General features: G+C 43.6%; 17 protein-coding genes and 1 riboswitch. Of the genes, 5 read left to right on the top strand and 12 right to left on the bottom strand.

Annotated elements, in window-relative coordinates; genetic code table 11:
- Nucleotides 1-3 precede the first annotated feature (3 nt).
- The 4 genes from uca to AC3IT7_RS06780 form a co-directional block, all read right to left on the bottom strand.
- Nucleotides 4-3,624 (bottom strand): urea carboxylase, encoded by a 3,621-nt coding sequence (uca, locus tag AC3IT7_RS06795; RefSeq protein WP_489249855.1) that lies wholly within the window; start codon nucleotides 3,622-3,624, stop codon nucleotides 4-6.
- 3 nt (nucleotides 3,625-3,627) lie between these two features.
- Nucleotides 3,628-4,290: an urea amidolyase associated protein UAAP2 gene (locus tag AC3IT7_RS06790; RefSeq protein WP_489249854.1), complete on the bottom strand. Its 663-nt coding sequence runs from the start codon at nucleotides 4,288-4,290 to the stop codon at nucleotides 3,628-3,630.
- A gap of 13 nt (nucleotides 4,291-4,303) precedes the next feature.
- A complete protein-coding gene (locus AC3IT7_RS06785) occupies nucleotides 4,304-5,041 on the bottom strand; it encodes an urea amidolyase associated protein UAAP1 (RefSeq protein WP_489249853.1) in 738 nt (245 codons plus the stop codon).
- A gap of 30 nt (nucleotides 5,042-5,071) precedes the next feature.
- A riboswitch (guanidine-I (ykkC/yxkD leader) is annotated at nucleotides 5,072-5,188 on the bottom strand.
- Between the two features lie 203 nt (nucleotides 5,189-5,391).
- Complete coding sequence (locus AC3IT7_RS06780; RefSeq protein ID WP_475655359.1) at nucleotides 5,392-6,285, bottom strand: LysR family transcriptional regulator; 894 nt, start codon at nucleotides 6,283-6,285, stop codon at nucleotides 5,392-5,394.
- Nucleotides 6,286-6,569: 284 nt separating this feature from the next.
- Between AC3IT7_RS06780 and AC3IT7_RS06775 the strand changes: the two genes are divergently transcribed.
- Nucleotides 6,570-7,280 (top strand): HAD family hydrolase, encoded by a 711-nt coding sequence (locus AC3IT7_RS06775; RefSeq protein ID WP_489249852.1) that lies wholly within the window; start codon nucleotides 6,570-6,572, stop codon nucleotides 7,278-7,280.
- A gap of 65 nt (nucleotides 7,281-7,345) precedes the next feature.
- Here the strand turns inward: AC3IT7_RS06775 and AC3IT7_RS06770 are convergent, their stop codons facing one another.
- The 5 genes from AC3IT7_RS06770 to AC3IT7_RS06750 all read right to left on the bottom strand — a co-directional run bounded on the left by AC3IT7_RS06770 (nucleotide 7,346) and on the right by AC3IT7_RS06750 (nucleotide 12,523).
- Nucleotides 7,346-7,696: a hypothetical protein gene (locus tag AC3IT7_RS06770; RefSeq protein WP_489249851.1), complete on the bottom strand. Its 351-nt coding sequence runs from the start codon at nucleotides 7,694-7,696 to the stop codon at nucleotides 7,346-7,348.
- 258 nt (nucleotides 7,697-7,954) lie between these two features.
- Entirely contained in the window at nucleotides 7,955-9,121 is a 1,167-nt protein-coding gene (locus AC3IT7_RS06765) for a fatty acid desaturase family protein (RefSeq protein ID WP_489249850.1), read from the bottom strand.
- Nucleotides 9,122-9,151: 30 nt separating this feature from the next.
- Nucleotides 9,152-10,174 (bottom strand): flavin reductase family protein, encoded by a 1,023-nt coding sequence (locus tag AC3IT7_RS06760; RefSeq protein ID WP_489249849.1) that lies wholly within the window; start codon nucleotides 10,172-10,174, stop codon nucleotides 9,152-9,154.
- 299 nt (nucleotides 10,175-10,473) lie between these two features.
- Nucleotides 10,474-12,111: a long-chain-fatty-acid--CoA ligase gene (locus AC3IT7_RS06755; RefSeq protein ID WP_489249848.1), complete on the bottom strand. Its 1,638-nt coding sequence runs from the start codon at nucleotides 12,109-12,111 to the stop codon at nucleotides 10,474-10,476.
- Between the two features lie 247 nt (nucleotides 12,112-12,358).
- Nucleotides 12,359-12,523 (bottom strand): hypothetical protein, encoded by a 165-nt coding sequence (locus AC3IT7_RS06750; RefSeq protein ID WP_489249847.1) that lies wholly within the window; start codon nucleotides 12,521-12,523, stop codon nucleotides 12,359-12,361.
- 189 nt (nucleotides 12,524-12,712) lie between these two features.
- Between AC3IT7_RS06750 and AC3IT7_RS06745 the strand changes: the two genes are divergently transcribed.
- Nucleotides 12,713-14,134 (top strand): aminotransferase-like domain-containing protein, encoded by a 1,422-nt coding sequence (locus tag AC3IT7_RS06745; protein ID WP_489249846.1) that lies wholly within the window; start codon nucleotides 12,713-12,715, stop codon nucleotides 14,132-14,134.
- A gap of 47 nt (nucleotides 14,135-14,181) precedes the next feature.
- On the opposite strand, the gene AC3IT7_RS06740 is transcribed toward AC3IT7_RS06745, so the two are convergent.
- The 3 genes from AC3IT7_RS06740 to AC3IT7_RS06730 all read right to left on the bottom strand — a co-directional run bounded on the left by AC3IT7_RS06740 (nucleotide 14,182) and on the right by AC3IT7_RS06730 (nucleotide 18,140).
- Entirely contained in the window at nucleotides 14,182-15,516 is a 1,335-nt protein-coding gene (locus tag AC3IT7_RS06740) for a DcaP family trimeric outer membrane transporter (protein ID WP_489249845.1), read from the bottom strand.
- Between the two features lie 108 nt (nucleotides 15,517-15,624).
- Nucleotides 15,625-16,998, bottom strand: coding sequence for an aromatic acid/H+ symport family MFS transporter (locus AC3IT7_RS06735; protein WP_180076334.1), 1,374 nt, complete (start codon nucleotides 16,996-16,998; stop codon nucleotides 15,625-15,627).
- A gap of 230 nt (nucleotides 16,999-17,228) precedes the next feature.
- Nucleotides 17,229-18,140, bottom strand: a complete 912-nt coding sequence (locus AC3IT7_RS06730) for a LysR family transcriptional regulator (RefSeq protein WP_218209012.1) — start codon at nucleotides 18,138-18,140, stop codon at nucleotides 17,229-17,231.
- A 115-nt stretch (nucleotides 18,141-18,255) separates the two neighbouring features.
- On the opposite strand from AC3IT7_RS06730, the gene AC3IT7_RS06725 reads away from it, so the two are divergent.
- From AC3IT7_RS06725 to catA, 3 genes are all read left to right on the top strand, one after another.
- Nucleotides 18,256-19,365, top strand: coding sequence for a muconate/chloromuconate family cycloisomerase (locus tag AC3IT7_RS06725; RefSeq protein WP_218209013.1), 1,110 nt, complete (start codon nucleotides 18,256-18,258; stop codon nucleotides 19,363-19,365).
- Nucleotides 19,366-19,380: 15 nt separating this feature from the next.
- On the top strand, nucleotides 19,381-19,671 hold the full coding sequence (gene catC, locus AC3IT7_RS06720; protein WP_489249844.1) for a muconolactone Delta-isomerase: 291 nt from the start codon (nucleotides 19,381-19,383) through the stop codon (nucleotides 19,669-19,671).
- Nucleotides 19,672-19,828: 157 nt separating this feature from the next.
- Nucleotides 19,829-20,749 carry a catechol 1,2-dioxygenase gene (gene catA / locus AC3IT7_RS06715; RefSeq protein ID WP_489249843.1) on the top strand — a complete coding sequence of 307 codons (921 nt, stop codon included), beginning with the start codon at nucleotides 19,829-19,831 and terminating at the stop codon, nucleotides 20,747-20,749.
- Nucleotides 20,750-20,755: the final 6 nt, after the last annotated feature.

Below are 20,755 nucleotides of genomic sequence, written 5' to 3'. Positions count from 1 at the left end.
TCATCAAGCCACTGGCGCCAACGTAAACAACACCTGCCCCGTTTTTACCGTTTGCCCTTTTTCAATGGTAATTGCTTCAACCTTCATACGCTCAGGCGCAATAATTGGAATCTCAATCTTCATCGCTTCAATCACCGCGAGCGTTGCACCTTCTTCCACAATATCACCAGACTGACATTCAATTTTCCAAATTGAACCCGGCATATGCGATTCCACCGCGCAACCACCGTCTGGAATTTCCACGCCTTCACCATCATCCACAGCATCAAGACTTTCAGAGACATATTCTGCAAGTCCCGCCTCATGCCAGCGACGGCGTTCTTCATCAAAGTTGGCTTGTTGCACTGCTTTAAAGGCAGAAATCGATTCTCGGTTTTCAGTTAAGAAGTCATTGTATTCTTTCAGGTTCAACACACCTTCTTCAATACGCAGTTTTAAACGACCTGCTTTAAAGTCCTCACGCATGTGCATCAGTTCCGCTTCAGACACTTCATAAAACTTAATTTGGTCAAAGAAGCGCAGTAACCACGGCATGCCTTGTTCAAAATCAGGATTTTTACGGTAACGTGACCACATTTGCGAAGTACGACCCACAAACTGATACCCCCCTGGACCCTCCATCCCGTAGACACACATATACGCACCGCCAATACCCACGGCATTTTCAGGTGTCCATGTCCGTGCAGGGTTATATTTGGTGGTCACTAAGCGCTGACGCGGATCAAGCGGTGTTGCCACAGGTGCACCTAAGTACACATCGCCCAAGCCCATCACCAAATAACTGGCGTTATAGACCACATCTTTCACGGCCTGTTTGTCTTTTAAGCCATTAATACGACGGATAAATTCGATATTGTCCGGACACCACGGCGCATCAGGGCGTACCGTTTGCATATAACGCTCGGTTGCAAGCTGAGTTTGTGAATCTTCCCAAGTCAGTGGCAAATAAACAGTACGTGAAGGCACTTGCATCTCGGTCACATCAGGCAGTTGTTCTTCCGCCACTTGCAGCATACGCAATAAATCAATCTGATCGAGCTGGGTCGAATCAAAATGAATTTGCAGTGAACGAATACCCGGTGTCAGGTCAATAATTCCTTGAATGTTTTGATCTTTGACCCATTGCATCAGCGCATGGATACGGAAGCGTAAGTTTAAATCTAGTACCAATTCGCCATATTCTACCAACATATAATTGTTGCCAGCAGGACGATACACCACATCAGGCGTGCCATTTTGACCTTTTAAAGTATCTAAAATGGCAGATTTCAGCGTGCTGATTTCAGGATAGAACGCTTCATCAAAAGTCACATCTTGTGTATCCTTTGATACCAATTGCGCATGATATTTTTCATTTAGCAATTTGGCTTGATGATAACTCACAGGTACAAATTTGACTTTATCGCCGGCTTTGAGTTGACCGAGTTTCCACAGTTCAGAATTAATCACCACCGCAGGACATACGAAACCACCAAGGCTTGGACCATCTGGACCCAAAATAATCGGCATATCTCCGGTGAAATCAATCGCACCAATGGCATAGGCATTGTCATGAATGTTGGATGGATGCAAACCTGCTTCACCACCATCTTCACGTGTCCATTCAGGTTTTGGACCAATCAAACGGATACCGGTACGGCTGGAGTTAAAGTGAATTTCAAACTCGTTGGCAAAGAAAGTATCAATGTCGTTTTTGGTAAAGAAATCCGGCGCGCCATGCGGACCATACATCACCGCAATTTCCCATTCCTGACTAAATGTCGGAATTTGTTCAGGTGCTAGCGCTTTAGTTTCAGTCGATGTAAATGCCGTGATTGGAAGCATATCGCCAATCAGTAAGTTACGCCCTGCATGACCGCCAAACTGACCTAAGGTAAAGGTCGCTTGTGAGCCTAAATATTCAGGTACATTCAGACCGCCTTTAATCCCGATGTAGGTACGGCAACCTGTGGCGATCTTGCCACATTTTAAAATTTGACCTTTACGGACATTCACGGTTTGCCACATTGGAACGGCAACCCCATCCAAAGTTGATGCCATATCGCCACCTGCTAATACAATCTGGCTATCGCAATGGAATTTTAAGCTTGGGCCTTGTAGCGTACATTCTAGACCTGCGGTATTGGGTGCATTGCTCAACAGTTGATTTGCCACATTTAATGAAAGCGGATCAATCGCACCTGATGGCGGCACACCGACATCCCAATAGCCCAAACGGCCTGTCACATCTTGCACGGCGGTTTGAATACCCGCTTGTAACACTTCAATTTTCTGAGTTTTCCACTCAAAGGTATTTAAGAAACGAGTGGTTTGCGTACCCGCTTTAAATACATCGCAGTCAATAATGTTTTGCAGATATTCAAGGTTGGTTTCAATACCCGCCACTTGCGTTTTAGCCAGCGTGTCATTCATGGCTTGAATCGCAGATTCACGGGTCTCGCTGGTCACAATGATTTTGGCAATCATTGGATCATAGAAGGACGATACATTTGAGCCAGTTTCTACCCACGTTTCATTACGGGCATTGGCATCAAACTCAACATGGGTTAAAAGCCCTGCACTGGGTTGGAAGTTTTTAATCGGGTCTTCAGCATATAAACGCACTTGAATTGAATGACCTTTAGATTCCAAAGTAGATGTTGGTGGTATCCAGTCACCGCTGCCTAAAGTCACCATCCATTCGACCAAGTCCACACTAAAGACTTGTTCCGTTACACCATGTTCAACTTGCAAACGTGTGTTTACTTCTAAGAAATAGAACTCTTGCGTGTCGGTATCCATCACGAATTCAACGGTTCCTGCCGAGCGGTAATTCACCGATTGCATCAGTTGGATTGCAACATCTTGGATATAGGCACGTTGCGTATCATTCAAATGCGGTGCAGGTGTTTCCTCAATCACTTTTTGGTTACGGCGCTGCACCGAACAATCACGTTCGCCTAACGCTAAAACTAAACCCCTGCCATCACCAAAGATTTGCACTTCGATATGACGGGCATTTTGGACGAATTTCTCTAAGTACAAACCTGCATCTTTAAAATTGGCTTGTGCTAAATAAGATACGGTTGCATAGGCATCTTTCAGCTCGTCAGCATTCCAGACCAGGCGCATACCAATGCCACCACCGCCTGCGGTACTTTTCAGCATGACTGGATAACCAATACGATTTGCTTCCAATAATGCTTCAGCTTCGTCTGCCAATAACTGACTGCCCGGAAGTAAAGGCACATTGGCTTGAATTGCGAGTTCACGCGCGGTGTGTTTTAAACCAAAGGCTTTCATCTGCTCGGCATTTGGCCCTAGGAACACAATGCCTTGTGCTTCACATAGATCACAAAATTCCGCATTTTCAGAGAGGAATCCATAACCCGGATGAATCGCTTGTGCACCTGTTTGTTTAGCAACTTCTAGAATTTTATCGACATTTAAATAGCTTTGGCTCGCAGGCGCATCACCGATATACACGGCTTCATCGGCTAAAGTGACATGCAATGAATCACAGTCGGCTTCTGAATAGACCACCACAGATTGAATGCCTAATTTTTTAAGGGACCGAATGACACGACATGCAATTGCACCACGGTTAGCGATGAGAACTTTATTAAACCCATATTTTGTAGACATCGCTTATACCTCGCCGTCACGGACAATCAGTTGAATTTTGGTTGGGTTATAGGCATTACATGGGTTATTCAGTTGTGGGCAGTTTGAAATGAGGACGATGAGATCCATCTCTGCTTTAATCTCGACATATTTGCCCGGTGCGGAAATACCATCATCAAATTTCAGATGGCCCTCCGATGTCACAGGTACATTCATAAAGAAGTTAATGTTTGGACCAATATGACGTACGTTTAAACCATGCTTTTTGGCAATTGGATGTTGTGACAGCGCAATCATGAAGTTGTTACGGCAACTGTGCATTGGGAATTTATCTAAGCTATAACGTACCGTGTTGCTTTCACATGAACATGCACCGCCTAATGTGTCGTGACGACCACAATTGTCATCATGAATCGTGGCGATTTTATTGCCAAAATTGGTATATAAAGTGGTGCCTTTTTCGAGATAAATTTGACGATTCATCGCCAAAGTATCGGTTGCGCTGTAACGCTCTTCAGGGTTATGTACGGAAATAAATAAAGTATCTACCGCCTGGTTGCCTTCAAGGTCAACGATACGGAAATATTGTCCTTTTTTCACTTCGCACATCCACGCTTCACCGGCAGGACACACTTCACTGAGTACTGATTTTTCATGATTTTGTGTTGGGTTTACGAGTGTAGTCATGATCATTCCCCAATTAGGCGCTTAAAGCGTAATAACGATTGTTGTTTTGGAAAGCACGCTGATTTTGCGGGCATGAATCACGGCAAACATCGGTGTCGCCTAAAGGTAATGCTTTAAAAAGTGAAAGCTGAACATCGACAGGTGCATAGGCAGGGCTGTTATCTAAGGCATGGGGCGCACTTGATAAAAATACCAAGCAATCCATTTCAAAACGCAGCTCAATCACCTGATCGGTATTGTCAGATGGCACATAGCTTAAATTGCCGTTGTCATCAGGTTGAACTTTAGAAAAGAGATTTAAAGTACTGCTTAGGTCAGTCGCGGATAAACCAAATTTGGTCATCTCAAGCAATAAACTGTCTTTGCCATTGCGGTACATGTCGTTACGCGCATCTTGGAAGGTTTTAGAACCGAATTGATCTTCAATTTGCTTTGCGGTACTTGGCGCACAAAAAGCATCGTTCCAACCGTGATCATCTTTGATAATTGACACCATCGCACGCCCAAGATCAGACGCTAAAATATGACCTGTGCTTAAAAATGCCGTATGTTGCCCTTTTAGGCTATCTGGCATGTTATAGGCTTCAAGCTTATCTTCTGCATTGACACAGAACAGAGAAACATTAGCATTTGTGCCCAAGGATTTAAGTTGTAATACTGCGCCACGTTGAATGCGCGCAGACCAGTGATGGCCACCCGGTAAAAGTTCAGTCCACAGTGCGGAATCTTCGTGATAAATAGTTGTGCTCATAACAGCCTCTGCATCTAACTTATACGGTTTACCTCCCGGGCTTTTATCCCTCCGTGTAGCTTTGGTTTTAACAAACCTAGCCGTGAACTCTCGGTCTCAGACACAGTCTTTAAAAAAATGACTGCCGGAACCCTAGATCACTTTATGATTGATTAGGTAGATGCAAAGGCTGTGCCAAATTAGTAATACTATTTTTCCACTTAGTAATACTCTTTTGGATTTTTACTGATCAATTCAGGTGCAAAGCTATGAAAAAGGCATCAAGATGCACCAAAACAAAAAATCCCAGCCTAGGCCGGGATTGTAAAATCTATAGATGAGAAATCAGTCAGAATCTATCAGCTGTAGGATTATTTGCTTAAAATTTCATGTAGCATATTGCGTAACCACTGATGGCTGGTCTTATGATGACAGGACATGTGCCAATACTGCTTTACCGAATAGGTCGGGAACACAATCGGTGCATCAAAAATTTTGAGATTGCCGCGAGACAGGAGCACCTCACTTAAATAATAAGGCACCGTGGCAATCGCATCGGTTTCCTGCACCACCAGTCCCACACCTAAATAGCTCGGCAGGCGCATCAGGATATCGCGTTTTAATTCCAGATTCAGCAGCTCATTTTCAATATGGTAATGCCCCATCCCGGCATCAATATCAATATGCGCTTCACGTAAATAATCTTCTGTGGTCATGATATCGCCTGTCAGGCGTGGATGATCTTTGGCTGCAATCACCACATAATACTGTTCAAACAGTTTCTGCTGATAAAAGCCATTTTCCAGATTGGGCAAAAAGCCCAAAGCCAAATCAATTTCCCCATTGGCCATCTGATAACTGGTTTCAGAAGTAATCGGACGCACATTTAAACGGATATGTGAGGCATGCTGTTTCAAATACTGTGAAATCTTTGGTAGCAGCACCAAGTGGGATACATCGGTCATGGCCAAGGTAAAACGTTGCTGCGAAGTCATCTGATCAAAATCGATGGTGAAATTATTAATCGCTTCAACTTTGCTGAGTGCTTCACTGACCAATGGAAACAATTGCTTAGACAAGTCTGTCGGCAGCATTTCATTACCAATACGCAAAAACAAGGGATCAGCATAATGTTGGCGAATTTTATTCAGCAGATTACTGACTGCCGGCTGGCTCATATCCAGATGATCAGCTGCTTGTGAGACATTCTTAAATTTGTAAACATAATAAAAAATGCTGAGCAATTTACAGTCAAGTTCGAACACAGAAACACATTTCCTTTAACTTTTTAATAATTTTGACAGGTGTATCATCGATGTAATCTCATCAATTGCCAATATTCAAATATAACACTTTGCAACTATTCCGGGGACCAATCAATTGCTATCGGGTATTAAAAATCACTTTTATCTGACCTGGAAAGATTCTTAAATGTAGCTTTATTTCCAGGCACCGCTCCTGCTTTTTTCTCAGCTTGCTGAAATACTCAAGTCTCATGTTATATACTCAAGCGCACGGAATAGACTGTAGAAGTAAAGAGAAATATCATATGTTTCAGGGCAAAAAGCTGGTGTGTTTTGATTTGGATGGCACCTTGATTGATTCTGTCGGCATCTGGAATCAGGTCGATGCTGCGCTGATTCAGGAGCTATCCGGCATCCAGGTCGATTTAAATCAGGTTCAGCAGCAACGTGATCTTCAGCTTAAAGTCTCTCAACATATGCCTGATCCCTATCTGGAATATTGTGCTTATTTAAAAGAAAAATATGGATTTGCGATAAGCAAGGAAGAGGTAAAAATACGCCGTTATGCTATTTCACGGCATTTTCTCGATCATATCGTTGAGCTAAAACCACACGCGGAACGGTTCATTCAAGCCTTGCAACGACAAGGGATGCAGCTTGCCCTGACCACAACCACCAGCTTGTCAAATATCCAGCGTTATCAGGATAATAATCTAAACATCAATACTAAAATTAACTTTAACAATGACTTCGACATTATATTAACCCGTGAAAATGTGGAAAATATCAAGCCACATCCAGAAGTCTATTTGAATGTTCTACAGCATTTTCAGCTTAAGCCCGAAGATTGCCTGATTATTGAAGATTCATTAATTGGTGTTGAAGCAGCCAACCATGCAGGGATCGAGGTACTTGCAGTTTATGACCCATACTCTGCGCATGAAATCGATATGGTCAAAGCCAAAGCAAATTACTTTGCAGAAGATTTTGCGGAATTATTAGATCTGGCTCAATAAAAAAATGCCATGAATATGCGGTTTCATGGCATTTTTCTGCTGATCTCTGACTTGAGATGAGAACGTTATTTGGTTTTCGTATAGACTGAACCCGAACCGACCAGATTTCCGGTTTTTTCATCAATTGCAAAATCCACCATACCGGCTCCGGCATTTAGCTGAAGCAGGCCATTTTCATTTACTGAGGCTGGCATCGGGTTTTTCTTCTCGGTTTTACCGGTTTCTTTATCTTTTATGCTATTGGTAATAAAGTAATTTTCACCATTTTTTGAAACCACCAAGATATTTTCAAATTTTGGATTTTCCAGCGTATTTTTCCAGTTTCCCTGATAATCTAGCGCCGGTGCTTCAGTGATGTTACAGGCAGTTAAAAGCAGTAATAATGGGATTGCTAAAAAATATTGAAGATATTTCAAAATTGAGACCTAGAATCTAACGACGCGGCCATTATAAAGACACCATTCATGAGCTGAAGCTAGTTGTTGTAGCTCAAGCGTTTCAGCAGTAGTGCATCTGTTTTGCTTTGGTGATTATTTTGAAATAGCTCTCCACACTTCGTTCATCAAATCCTGAATTCCGCTGTTATTCATTTGGCACTTGGCAAAAAAAGTCCCCAATAGACCATCCAGAGCTATTGAGGAGTACCAAACTGGTGAATACAGAATCTCAAAAAATTAAGGCAGGATTTTGCTCTTGAAATAATTCAATACCGATTGGGCAGTATGTGTTTTTTCTACAATCTGCTGGGTCCAGTGATTCGGCAATGAACATTTCGCCAGACGTACCCAAACGGTAGAAAACTGCTTGATGAAACTCGCTTCGTTATAATGAATGCCATATTCAGCACATAGTGCTTTGACTTTTGGCGCAACCTGCGCATAGCGATTGGCCGGCATGTCCGGAAACAGATGATGCTCAATTTGATGGCTCAAATTACCACTCAGAATATGTAGCCAGGTCGTCCCGCTAAAATTGCTCGAACCACGAATCTGGCGCAAATACCATTCTGCACGGGTTTCATTGTCGGTATTGTCCATCTCAAAAGTTTCAGCATCTTCAGTGAAATGACCGTTAAAGATGACCGCAGATGCCCACAGACTACGAATTACATTGGCTACGGCATTTCCGGCAAATACCGGAATGGCATTCGGGCCGGCAATCACTGGAAAAAATACATAATCTTTCAATACCTGACGGCGCATTTTTTGACGCAAAGGAGCCGCCTCTTTCCAGACCTCCTTCCAGGTTTTGGTTTTATAGGCAATCACATCTTCCAGATGCAGACGCTGCAGACCGACATACCACTCAAAGAACACCATTAACTGAATGCCGAGTGGAATATTGAACAGGAAACGGGGTTCCCATTTTTGCGATTCACTGACCCGGATCAGGCCATAACCGACATCATGATCCATCCCGACAATATTGGTATAGGTATGATGAATATAATTATGGGTATATTTCCAGTCATCCCCCGTGGAAATCGTATCCCAGTCATAGGTTGTTCCGTTCAGAGTCGGATCATTCATCCAGTCGAACTGACCGTGCATCACATTATGTCCAAGCTCCATATTTTCCACGATTTTGGAAATGCCAAGCAGCCCCGTACCCACCAGCCAGACCGGGGGTAACCAGCCGGCAAACATCAGCATACCGCGGGAGGCAATTTCACTATAGCGGACGAAATTACGAATTTTATAAATATACTCGGCGTCTTTTTCACCCAGATCATCCATGACCTCGCGGCGGATCGCATCGACCTTGGCACCGAACTCCTCAATCTGTTCAGGACTGAGAAATTGGGATTTGCTGTGTCGTTTAAAATCAATTTGCATGTTCATGGGAGCACCTTTTTATTGTTTGATATTGATTTATAAATTAATAACGACTGGACTCATCGCCTGGGAAATACACAGTTTAATCTGGGTATTGTGACCATGATCAACTTCACCGGTCAGAACATTACGCACCGAGCCACTCACTTTGGTGCAGGAACAGGTATTACAGATACCCATTCGGCAACCATGTGCCGGACGCAAGCCAGATTTTTCGGCGCTTTCCAGTAAATTAGACTGAGCCTGAAACGCTTGCTGAGATCTTAAAAACTGTACCGGCTGTGCCTTAATTTTTTCATCCACCACAATCTGAAAATATTCCGAATGAAAGTTGGATCTCAAATCCAGTTTTTCTACGATTCTCAGTGCAGCCTTCATCATTCCGGCTGAGCCACAGGCATATATTTTTCGCTCTGCAAAGTCCGGCACCAGTTTTTGTACTAAAGTCTGGGTCAGATGCTGCTGATGTTCCTGTGTATTGAAATGATGATATTTCAGATTTGGATGCATTAAAGCCAGGGTTTTCAGTTCAGCATGAAAGGCATCATCCCGGGTGAAATAAATCAGGTCAATCTGTTCCAACGACTGGATGACCGCTTTTTGCAGCAAGGAATAAATCGCGGTAATACCGCTGCCGGATGCCAGAAATAAAATAGGCTGGGTAGATTTTTTCAGAATAAAGTTGCCTTGCGGCTGCGAGATCTCAACCACAGCACCGTTCTGCATCAGGCTTAAAGCACGTGAAACCTTACCTTGCTGTTTAACTGCAATAATCAGATCACCGTTGTTTAACACAGTCACCACAGAATAATGCCGCTGATGACGTACGCCATCGAGTTTGAGTGTCAGCGCAATATTTTGACCGGCCTGAAATGAATTGGCTTTAAAATTATGATTCGGACGTAACTGAATCTTGAAAAAATCAGGGCTGATCGCTTGAATGCTCACAATCGCAGCTTTGACTTTCTTAAATGCCCAGGTTGGGTGGATTTTTTCACCAATAAAATCAATGAAATCTTCACGAACCCAATGCGGCTGATAGGTTGGCATGCTTGTCATTTTTATCCCCTTATCCGCAGACAGCAACATTAATGTACAACTGTCTATTTATTATGTTGTCAGCATAAAGCGTTTTATAATTCAGACCATATCAATACAGGTCAAATTATATGCTGAACAAACATAATAGAGCGTTTTGTCGGACAATATTAAGCAAGAGCATCTGCCAAAACTATAGTTTTTAGGAAAACCGAGTTTCTATATCTGTTAATTCTGGTAACTGTATATAAAAAACTGACTCCTGTATAGAAGTCAGTTTTTAATCATCAGCTGAAGATCGCAAGATTTAATCCCAAATCTTAACCTGCCGCCTGTTCCAGCAAAATAGATCCATATAATTCCCGTAAATCTTTTTTCAGCATTTTACCTGTACCGCTGAGTGGAATCGCATCAACAAACACGACTTTGTCTGGAACCTGCCATTTGGCCACTTTTTCTGCATAATAAGCGAGCAGATCAGCCTCACCAATTTGACTCTCTGGTTTTTTGATGGCAATCAATACCGGGCGTTCATCCCATTTGGGATGCTGGGCGGCAATCACCGCTGCCATCGCAATTTCCGGATGCCCCATTGCGATATTTTCCAGCTCGACAGAGGAAATCCATTCGCCACCGGACTTGATCAAATCTTTGGAGCGGTCACTGAGCTTCATAAAGCCATCTTGATTGAGTGTGGCAATATCTCCAGTATCAAACCAGCCATCGTCCGTCAGTGCAGACTCTTCCTTGCCGAAATAATGGCTGATGACCCAATGCCCTTTGACCTGTAAATTTCCTGTGGTCTGACCATCACGTTCAATTTCATGCGTACCTTTTTCCGCATCCGTCAAACGTAAATCCACTCCGAATGGCGGGCGGCCTTGAGACAGGCGAATCTGTAATTTTTCTTCATCAGACAGATGCAGATGTTTGCTCTTGAGCTGATTTGCCGTGCCCAGTGGGCTGATTTCCGTCATGCCCCAGGCATGAATCGTTTCACAATTAAACTGTTCTTTAAATGCTCTTAGCATGGCTGGTGGGCATGCCGATCCGCCAACCACATTACGTTTCAGACTTTCCAGCTTGGAAGCTGCCTGATTTGCAGCAGCAATCAAACCTTGCCAGATGGTTGGAACACCAAGCGCCACTGAAACCTGATAGGTATCAATCAGATTTACCAGACTGGCCCCATCCAGACCCGGGCCTGGAAGAACCAAGGTGCATCCGACCATCGCGGCAGCATAGGGTGTGCCCCATGCATTGACATGGAACATCGGCACAACGGGCAGCATGATGTCGGTCGCCGAGACATTGAGTGAATCTGGTAAAATGATGGCATAGCTGTGTAGTACCGTAGAGCGATGGCTAAACAGCACACCTTTGGGATTGCCCGTGGTTCCGGAGGTATAACACAAAGAACTTGCCGAGTTTTCGTCAAGCACTGGCCATTCAAAGTCTGCATTCTGAGCAGCAATCAGATCATCATAAAACTGGACTTCTGGAATGGCTTCAGTTACTGCAGGGTCAGCCGCATCCAGACAGATAAAATGCTCAACTGAGCCCAATAGCGGTTTTACCGCTTTAATTAAAGGAACAAATGTTTTATCGAACAGCACCACACGATCCACAGCATCATTCATGATAAAAACCAGCTGTTCCGGAAATAGGCGCGGATTAATGGTATGACAAACCAGGCCATTGCCGGAAATGGCATACCAGGACTCTAAATGGCGGTGATTATTCCAGGCAATGGTTGCGACCCGATCTCCCTGTGCCAAGCCAAGTTGTTGTAAGGCATTGGCGAAACGTTTGGAATTTTGCTGAATTTCGCCCCAATTGGTGACTTTGATACTGCTATCGGTATTTTTAGAAATTACTTCGGTATCGGCATGATAGCGTCCTGCATGTTCAATCATGCTGCTGATCAGTAAAGGCTGGAACATCATATTTCCAAGCATTATTCACTCCTGTGTACTTGTTATTGGTCCGTAGATTTGTATCGTTGTTATAATGGCATGATGGCCCGGTCTAAAAGCATGACCTGATTTTTATCATCATGTGGACTAAATTTAGCAAGGAAATCAGAGTTTGTAAGTATCGAATTGTGACAAATTAAATATGCTGAAATACAACTTGCTTGAAAGAAGTAAGGCTCAACTTAAACTGCGATGAAAATCCCCAAAGCAGCTTGTGCATTTTTAAGTTCTATAATCCACCAATCATGAACTTGTCGGCATTTACCACAACAATCACCCCAACACAGAACAATCCGGCATAGAGTGCAAACCAGAAAATCATTTTCTTAAAAGTGGCATCCGAAATACTGCTGTCTGCGTATTTTGGGGCTTTATTTTGCTCTTGTGGATTCATGCAATTACCCGTTCCAATGTAGAAACTGTATTGCATGATTATTTTGGAATAACAGTAAATGCTATAGATACAATTCAAACTTTAAAAAATATAACAGCAAGCCTGGCAGTTTGGGTTTTTGTTATATTAAATAAGTTAAGACATGTTATAAATAGCATTGATTAGAACAGTCTAGTTCAAGAATAGCATATGTATAAGTCTGAAAAACTGGCGCAAAATATCCGGCAGATGATTGAAAACGGTGTATGGAAGACACATGATAAACTGCCTTCTCTACGCGAACAGACCCAATTATCCGGTTATAGCCTGATGACCGTACTGAATGCCTATCAGGAACTTGAAGCCCAAGGTCTGGTCTATGCCAAAGATAAATCCGGCTATTATGTTGCAGAACATTCTCCCGATCTGGTTCACAGCAAACAGCCTGTTCAGATTAGTTTAAGCCCGAAAGTCCAAATCAACTCGGTGGTTTTTAACTATTTAAAGTCAATTCAGTCTGCAGAAACTGTGCCTTTTGGTTCGGCATTTCCAAATGCAGAGCTGCTCTATAACGCCAAATTTATGCAGATTCTGGCGCAGCAAGCCAAAAGAAAAAGCAGTTATAACAATCAGAATCACATGCCACCCGGCAATAAAAATTTACGGCAACTGATCGCCCATCGTTACCAGCTGCAAGGCATTGCATGTAATGCAGATGACATTGTCATTACATCCGGCGCCTTAGAAGCACTTAATCTTTCCTTGCAGGCCTTGACCCAACCCGGTGATTTTATTCTGTTGCAGCAAACCATTTTTTATGGTGCCTGGCAGGCTGCCGAGCGTCTGGGTTTACAAGTCATCACCATCCCTGAGCATCCGCAATTTGGCTTTGATCTGGAATCTTTTGAACAGGCCTTGAAACAGTATCCAATCAAGGTGTGCTGGTTAATGCTGAACGTGCATAACCCAATCGGTTTTACCGTCAATTCAGAAATCAAACAGAGAGTTGCCGAACTTTTGCATGAATATCAGGTCTATTTGATTGAAGATGATGTGTATCAGGAATTGAACTACGGCTCTTATAAGCCCTTGTCAGTGAAATATTTTGATCAGTATCAGATGGTACTGCACTGTGCGTCATTTTCCAAAACACTGGGCATGGGTGCACGCGTTGGTTGGGTCTATGCCGGGCCATTTTCCGATGCCATTCAGCATTTACAGCTCATGAGCACTTTAACCGTCAGCCCGCTACTGCAAAATACGCTGGTGGAGTTTATTTCACATCATCATTATGAAAAACATTTGCGTCAGTTACGGCATAATCTGGAAAAATATAAAAAGAGGTTTTATCAGGAACTGAAAAACCGCTTAGCGGCCACATGTAAAATTTACTATTATTCTAGTGGTTATTTTCTCTGGATCGAGTTACCAAACGGACTCGATGGACAGCTGCTTTATGAGCAAATGATTCAGAAAAAGATTTCAATCGCCCCTGCACTATTGTTCAAACCGGATCATGCCAACCAGCATTATATCCGGCTGAATTGTTCTTTTGAATGGACTGCCGAGATAGAAAATGCAGTGAATCTTTTAGCAGATACGATTCTGCAAAATAGAAAAAGCGCGGATTAATTCATCCACGCTTTTCTGAGCTTTAAATCGTTTGCTTAAGCAATATGTTAGAAGCTATAAATGGCAACCGCATTGATTCGGTTGTCTTCACCTTTAGTACTTCCATTTGGTGTGGCGGCAGCTACTGCCTCACGTTCACCATACACATATTCCAGACCAAAACTTAAAGGCTTGGTTGGGCTATAGAACACATTGGCCCAAGCCTGCCACAGATCTTTGTTAACTGTAGTTAGATTCGAACCAGCAGCAGTAGCAGCAGCTAAATAACCCGCATCCTGATCAAAATTCATATAACCATAACCTAAAGTACCACGCAATTTGTCATTAAACTGCTGGGTTAAGCCGACTGAAATCGAATCGAATTCGCTTTGATACAGATTGCCACCTGCTGCCACTACACCCGTATTGGCATAAGAAACAAAGCTGCTATCACCCTTAACATGATAGTAGTCGGCTTTTAAAGTCGTGCCTGGTACCACATCATATTTTGCACCTAGACCTACGCCCCATGCCATTTCTTCATCTTCATTGACACGTTTTTCATGCCCCATGGCACGTGCGCTGACTGCAAAATTATCGGCAAATTTATGATTTAAACGTGCAGTTAACGCAGGTAAGCGCTGTTTTATGCCCGGATTTGGATCTTTCGGATCTTCCACTGCCAGTACAAGATTGGTTACCGGACTGAAGGTGCTGGTATAGCGGACTTGCGGAGTCCGTTTAATCGAACCGCCAGCATAAGCCAAAGCATCGACAGTTTCTGGCAGATAATCAGGTACTGCAAAGTTTGACCAGGTTTGACCAATTAACCAGTTGGCATAGTTCATATAAGCATGACGGATACGCAAATTATCCAGACCTGCACCACCGAGGAAATCTACCTCGACTTTACCGCTCAGGGCTTTGTCGCCCGCACCGACTGGCGCTTTAAAGTCCATGCCTAAACGGGTAGCAGAAAGTGTCGATTTGAACTCATCACTGCGCTCGCCCGCACCTTCAAGTGGAACAGCATTAATCTGGTTATACATACGTGCTGCTGCACCGCCTTCCGCCTGATAAGACGCATCGGCACGGACATTTCCGTAAAGATTGAATTCAGCACCACTGCCAATTCTCATGACAGGTTTGGCAGATGCCGCTGCTGCCTGCTGAGTCTGTACCGCAGTATTTAACGTCGTGGTCTGTTTTTGCTGTTGCTCAACCAGTGCACGCAGGGCCTGCACTTCCTGACGGAGCTGTTCAATTTCTTGCTGACTGTTTGGTGCAGTTTGTGCCTGAGCAGATAAGCTCATGCCCCCCATACTCATGGCAATCATACTCATCAATAATGTACGTTTTAATGTTGGCTTATTGATTGTTGTGGTTAATAGTGTCGTGTTCATCCTAAACTCGCTTTTTATTGTCCGATCAGATTTTAGCAACAGATCACCACCGGTTACGATGGCGATCTATATCATTGACGATATTATATTGATTAATTAAAGTTTAACTTATTGGGTTGCGTTCTCAGCCACAGGATTTGGCTTCATGCTAGATCTTGCAAGGGCTTGCGCATCTACTGAGGTCTTTAAGTTGACCAGGAAAATCGCAAGTGCAGCAATCACACCAGGAATCGCAATAGCAAAGAAGTTCATTTGATGCGGTAAATTCATGGTTAATAAAGCACCAGTCAATACCGGACCAACAATCGCACCAATACGTCCAATACCTGATGCCCAGCCCATGCCTGTAGAACGTACAGTCGATGGATAATATTGTGCAACAAAGGTATAGAGTAGAATTTGCGAGCCAATCGTTGCAGCACCCGCCACAGCAATCAGGGTGTATAGGACGAATTGCGGACTGTTAAAGCCAAGCAGAATCAGGGCCAGCGCACCACACAAGAACATGATGGTCAGTACTTTCTTGATATGGAAGCGATCTGCCAGGTATCCACCACCGATTGCACCGATCATGCCACCAATATTCAAGGCAAACAGGAAGATCATGCTGGCACCAAGCGAGTAACCGGCCTGAATCATCAGTTTTGGCAACCAGCTGCCCAATGCGTATACCATTAACAGGCACATAAAGAACGCCAGCCAGAACATGAATGTACTGAAACTGCGGCCCTGTTGGAAAAGTGCTTTTAATGGCGCTTCATCACCTTTCTGCACTTCATTCAGTACAAATTGAGTATCATGGGTAATGACCTGTTCCGGAGATATTTTTTGAATAATATCGTGCGCTTGGGAAGTCTGATTTTTGTTGGTCAGGTACATCAGCGATTCTGGCAAGTATTTCCAGATCACTGGCAAAAGCAACAGTGGAATACCGGCTAACAGGAACATGATTTTCCAGCCATATTGCGGTACCAGCCATGCACCCAACAGTGCCGAGGTCATACCACCAATCGCATAGCCACTAAACATTAAGGCAACCAAGGTGCTACGGATACGCTTGGGCGCATATTCGGTCATCAAGGCCACTACGTTTGGCATGACGCCGCCAATCCCCAATCCAGCCAAGAAGCGCAAGATTCCGAATTCAACCGGTGAAGTCGCAAAAGCACCTATAAAGGTAAAGCCGCTAAAAATAGCCACACAAATCATAATGGTTTTTTTACGGCCTAACTTGTCGGACAAGGTTCCGAAAGTCATGGCACCGAACATCATACCAAACAGTGCAGTACTCGCTAGCATACCTGCTTGCACTGTAGTTAATGACCATTCTTGCATCAGTAAAGGCAACGCGACCCCATAGATCACCAGATCATAGCCATCAAAAATAATGATCAGCAAGCACCAGATCAATACGCCCCAGTGAAAGGGCGTAAACTTTGCTTCATCAATCAGCGTATTTATATTCACTTTATTTGTAGACATCTCCACCTCCAGATTGTGAAGTTCAATTTATGAAAGCCACAATGAAGAAGATGCACGATAATGTCCAAAACTGAATAGGCATGCCTTTATACCTATAAAGTCTGATTCAAGCTAAACCGTTAAATTAACTGGAAAATATATTATTTAATCATGAATTATTTTTCGATCAGTAGTCATCATCCTGTAAAAATCCGGTTCATGTTTGTGCATATTTGAGTGGTTTATCAGTTTTAAAATACCGAACGATCATATTTTAATGCTTCAAGATCATAGACTTGATATACCGCATCAAACAGGTAGCGGATGTATTCGCTTTCATCCATATTGCGTATGGCCATAAAGACAGGACTTACTGCGAATGCATCTGCTAAAGGTATAAAGTTTAAATGCGCCAATTTAATATTTTGTGCACTTTCCGGTGCGATACAGACACCCTCTCCCGCTGCAACAAAGCCAAGCGCCAACTGCAGTTCACGTACCACCCGCAGGTTTTTAGGTTCCAATCCATACTCGGAAAATATGCCACGAACCTGGGTGGCAAAATTTGCCTTGCCCGTATTGGGATATAAAAACAGTTGCTGGTCGACCAGTTCAGATAAATGCAGACTCTCGCGTTGCGCCAAAACATGACTGGCATGCGCCGCCACCACCAAACGCTCTTCACGCAACAAGACCCGTTTTACTGCCGGATCCGAGATTCTTAGACGGCCGAAACCTACATCGATCCGGCCTTCTTTGAGCGCCTGAATCTGTTCATAAGTATTCATTTCCATCATCTCGATCTTGAGATAAGGATGCTGCTGTTTAAATAAAAATAGAATTCGTGACAATAAACCGAACAATAAAGAACCAACAAAGCCAATAGTAATGGTACGATCTGCGATACCAATACGCTTGGTCATCGACTTAATCTCTTCGGCATTAGACAAAAGTTTAACAGCATGCTGGTAGAAGAATTGACCTGCCTCTGTGGTCTTTAATGGACGGCTTCCACGCTCAAATAACTGTATATCCAGCTCTGCTTCAAGGTTCTGGATCTGCCGGCTTAAAGGCGGTTGGGCAATAAATAGTTTTTCTGCCGCCTTGGTAAAACTCTGCTCTTCCACTACTGCAACAAAATAGCGTAAATGTCTAAGTTCCATGATATAGAATACCTTTAAAGTATAAAAAAATGCTAATTCGATCTTAGACCAATCAACATTATTCTTTTAAGGTATATCAAATCGAAGCATTAAAGCAAGAATGTGAATCCGTATTATGTATAAGTCAGTTGAAACCTTGCTGGTAGAAATTCCAACCATTCGCCCTCACAAGATGGCAGTGGCAACGATGCAAACCCAGACCCTGGTCCTAGTTAAAATCACCACTGAAGATGGTTATATCGGTTGGGGTGAGGCAACGACGATCGGCGGCTTAGGTTATGGTGATGAAAGCCCGGAAAGCGTTAAAGTCAATATTGAAACTTATTTCGCGCCCCTTTTGAAAACATTATCCGGCTTAAATGTTGCACAGACATTACAAGCAATTAAAAAGAATATTAATGGTAACCGCTTTGCCAAGTGCGCGATTCAGACTGCCCTTTTGGACATTCAGGCACAGCGCATGCAGCAGCCGCTGAGCGAAATCCTGGGTGGCCGCTTACGTGACAGCATTCCGGTTCTTTGGGTATTGGCTTCTGGCAATACAGAAAAAGATATTGCTGAAGCACAGAAAATGATTGCGGCTAAACGCCATAACATTTTCAAACTCAAAATCGGTTCACGTGCAGTTGAAGAAGATGTAGAACATGTTCTCGCGATTAAAAAAGCCTTGGGCAAAGACATTTCGATTCGTGTGGATGTTAACCGTGCCTGGTCAGAACTGGAAGCCATTAAAGGAATACAGTTGCTGCAAGATGGTGGCGTTGACCTGATTGAACAGCCATGTGCAATTGACAACCTGGCTGCCATGCGCCGTTTAACCCGCCGTTTTGATATTGCTATCATGGCGGACGAATCTTTAATGGGCCCACATTCAGCTTATGAAATTGCGAAACAAAACGGTTCATCTGTTTTTGCAGTCAAAGTTGCCCAGTCAGGTGGCCTGATTGAAGGCTGTGAAGTCGGAAAAATTGCCAAACTGGCAGGAATCGACCTGTATGGCGGTACCATGCTGGAAGGTCCGGTCGGCACGATTGCGTCGGCACATGTTTTCTCTACCTTTGAAAACCTTGCCTACGGCACCGAACTGTTTGGGCCATTGCTACTGACTGAAGATATTTTAAAAACCCCACTCAACTATCAAAACTTTGAACTGGAAATTCCGAAAGGATCTGGTCTGGGAATTGAGTTGGATGAAAACAAGATTGACAACTTGCGTCGTCAATAACTCGAGGAGAAACCTATGCTTTTCCATGTACGGATGGACGTAAACATTCCACAGGATATGCCAGTGGAACAGGCCAACGAAATCAAGGCTGTTGAAAAAGCCTATTCCCATGACTTACAGCGTCAGGGTAAATGGCGTCATATCTGGCGAATCACTGGCCAGTATTCAAACATCAGTATTTTTGATGTTGAAAGCAATGAAGAATTGCACAGCCTGCTGCAAGGTTTGCCACTCTATCCTTATATGAAGATCGAAGTGATGGCATTAAACCGTCACCCATCTTCAGTTCGAGATGACGACAGCTAAGACGGAATATGGGAGTTGGGAATAACGTTATTCCCTTCCCAGCCAGGAAAACCAGAGGGTAATTAAACAAGGATTGTGGCCAGCAAGATTTAGCCAGCCCGAGCAAGCTAAACGGCACGCCACATAAAAAAATGTAGACATACTGAGGAGTAATAGTATGAATCGCCAAGAAATTGATGCATTAGTAAAGAAAATGAATGTCGATACTGCGACAGGTCCTGTAGATGAACGTGTACAACAAATCACTGTACGTTTGTTGGGTGACCTTTTTCAGGCTATCGAAGATCTGGATATTTCACAATCAGAATTGTGGAAAGGTCTTGAGTACTTTACTGATGCAGGCCAAGCCAATGAGCTAGGTCTATTGGCTGCAGGTTTGGGTCTGGAGCATTATTTGGACCTACGTGCTGACGAAGCAGATGCCAAAGCAGGTATTACTGGTGGTACGCCACGTACTATTGAAGGTCCTTTATACGTTGCTGGCGCACCAGAATCAGTTGGCTTTGCGCGTATGGATGATGGTTCAGAAGAAGGTAAAATCCCGACTTTGATCATTGAAGGCACAGTAAAAGATACTGAAGGCAACATCATTGAAGGTGCTAAAGTTGAAGTTTGGCATGCCAACAGCCTGGGTAACTATTCATTCTTTGACAAGTCACAGTCTGATTTCAACTTGCGTCGCTCTATTTTCAGTGACCAGGATGGTAAATACGTTGCATTGACAACGATGCCTGTAGGTTATGGCTGCCCTCCAGAAGGTACAACCCAGTTTGTACTGGACAAATTAGGCCGTCACGGTAACCGTCCATCACATGTGCATTACTTTGTATCTGCACCGGGCTATCGCAAGCTAACCACTCAGTTCAACATCGAAGGCGACCAGTACCTGTGGGATGACTTTGCATTCGCTACGCGTGATGGTCTGGTTGCAACTGCCGTTGACGTGACTGACGAAGCTGAAATTGCAAAACGTGGCCTGAATGGTCCTTTCAAACACATTCAGTTCGATATCGAACTTGTAAAAGAACATGCTGCTGCACCAACGACTGAAGTTGATCGTCGCCGCGCTAGCGCTTAATACAAT

It is taken from the genome of Acinetobacter sp. KH_038 (assembly GCF_057839405.1).
Note: the sequence above shows the minus strand (reverse complement) of the source record. Positions and strands in the feature narration are given on the sequence as shown.

Excerpts from the sequence above, each read along its gene's own strand:
- uca (WP_489249855.1), bottom strand. The coding sequence starts at position 3,624 with ATGTCTACAAAATATGGGTTTAATAAAGTTCTCATCGCTAACCGTGGT.
- AC3IT7_RS06790 (WP_489249854.1), bottom strand. The coding sequence starts at position 4,290 with ATGACTACACTCGTAAACCCAACACAAAATCATGAAAAATCAGTACTC.
- AC3IT7_RS06785 (WP_489249853.1), bottom strand. The coding sequence starts at position 5,041 with ATGAGCACAACTATTTATCACGAAGATTCCGCACTGTGGACTGAACTT.
- AC3IT7_RS06775 (WP_489249852.1), top strand. The coding sequence starts at position 6,570 with ATGTTTCAGGGCAAAAAGCTGGTGTGTTTTGATTTGGATGGCACCTTG.
- AC3IT7_RS06765 (WP_489249850.1), bottom strand. The coding sequence starts at position 9,121 with ATGAACATGCAAATTGATTTTAAACGACACAGCAAATCCCAATTTCTC.
- AC3IT7_RS06760 (WP_489249849.1), bottom strand. The coding sequence starts at position 10,174 with ATGACAAGCATGCCAACCTATCAGCCGCATTGGGTTCGTGAAGATTTC.
- AC3IT7_RS06755 (WP_489249848.1), bottom strand. The coding sequence starts at position 12,111 with ATGCTTGGAAATATGATGTTCCAGCCTTTACTGATCAGCAGCATGATT.
- AC3IT7_RS06750 (WP_489249847.1), bottom strand. The coding sequence starts at position 12,523 with ATGAATCCACAAGAGCAAAATAAAGCCCCAAAATACGCAGACAGCAGT.
- AC3IT7_RS06745 (WP_489249846.1), top strand. The coding sequence starts at position 12,713 with ATGTATAAGTCTGAAAAACTGGCGCAAAATATCCGGCAGATGATTGAA.
- AC3IT7_RS06740 (WP_489249845.1), bottom strand. The coding sequence starts at position 15,516 with ATGAACACGACACTATTAACCACAACAATCAATAAGCCAACATTAAAA.
- AC3IT7_RS06735 (WP_180076334.1), bottom strand. The coding sequence starts at position 16,998 with ATGTCTACAAATAAAGTGAATATAAATACGCTGATTGATGAAGCAAAG.
- AC3IT7_RS06730 (WP_218209012.1), bottom strand. The coding sequence starts at position 18,140 with ATGGAACTTAGACATTTACGCTATTTTGTTGCAGTAGTGGAAGAGCAG.
- AC3IT7_RS06725 (WP_218209013.1), top strand. The coding sequence starts at position 18,256 with ATGTATAAGTCAGTTGAAACCTTGCTGGTAGAAATTCCAACCATTCGC.
- catC (WP_489249844.1), top strand. The coding sequence starts at position 19,381 with ATGCTTTTCCATGTACGGATGGACGTAAACATTCCACAGGATATGCCA.
- catA (WP_489249843.1), top strand. The coding sequence starts at position 19,829 with ATGAATCGCCAAGAAATTGATGCATTAGTAAAGAAAATGAATGTCGAT.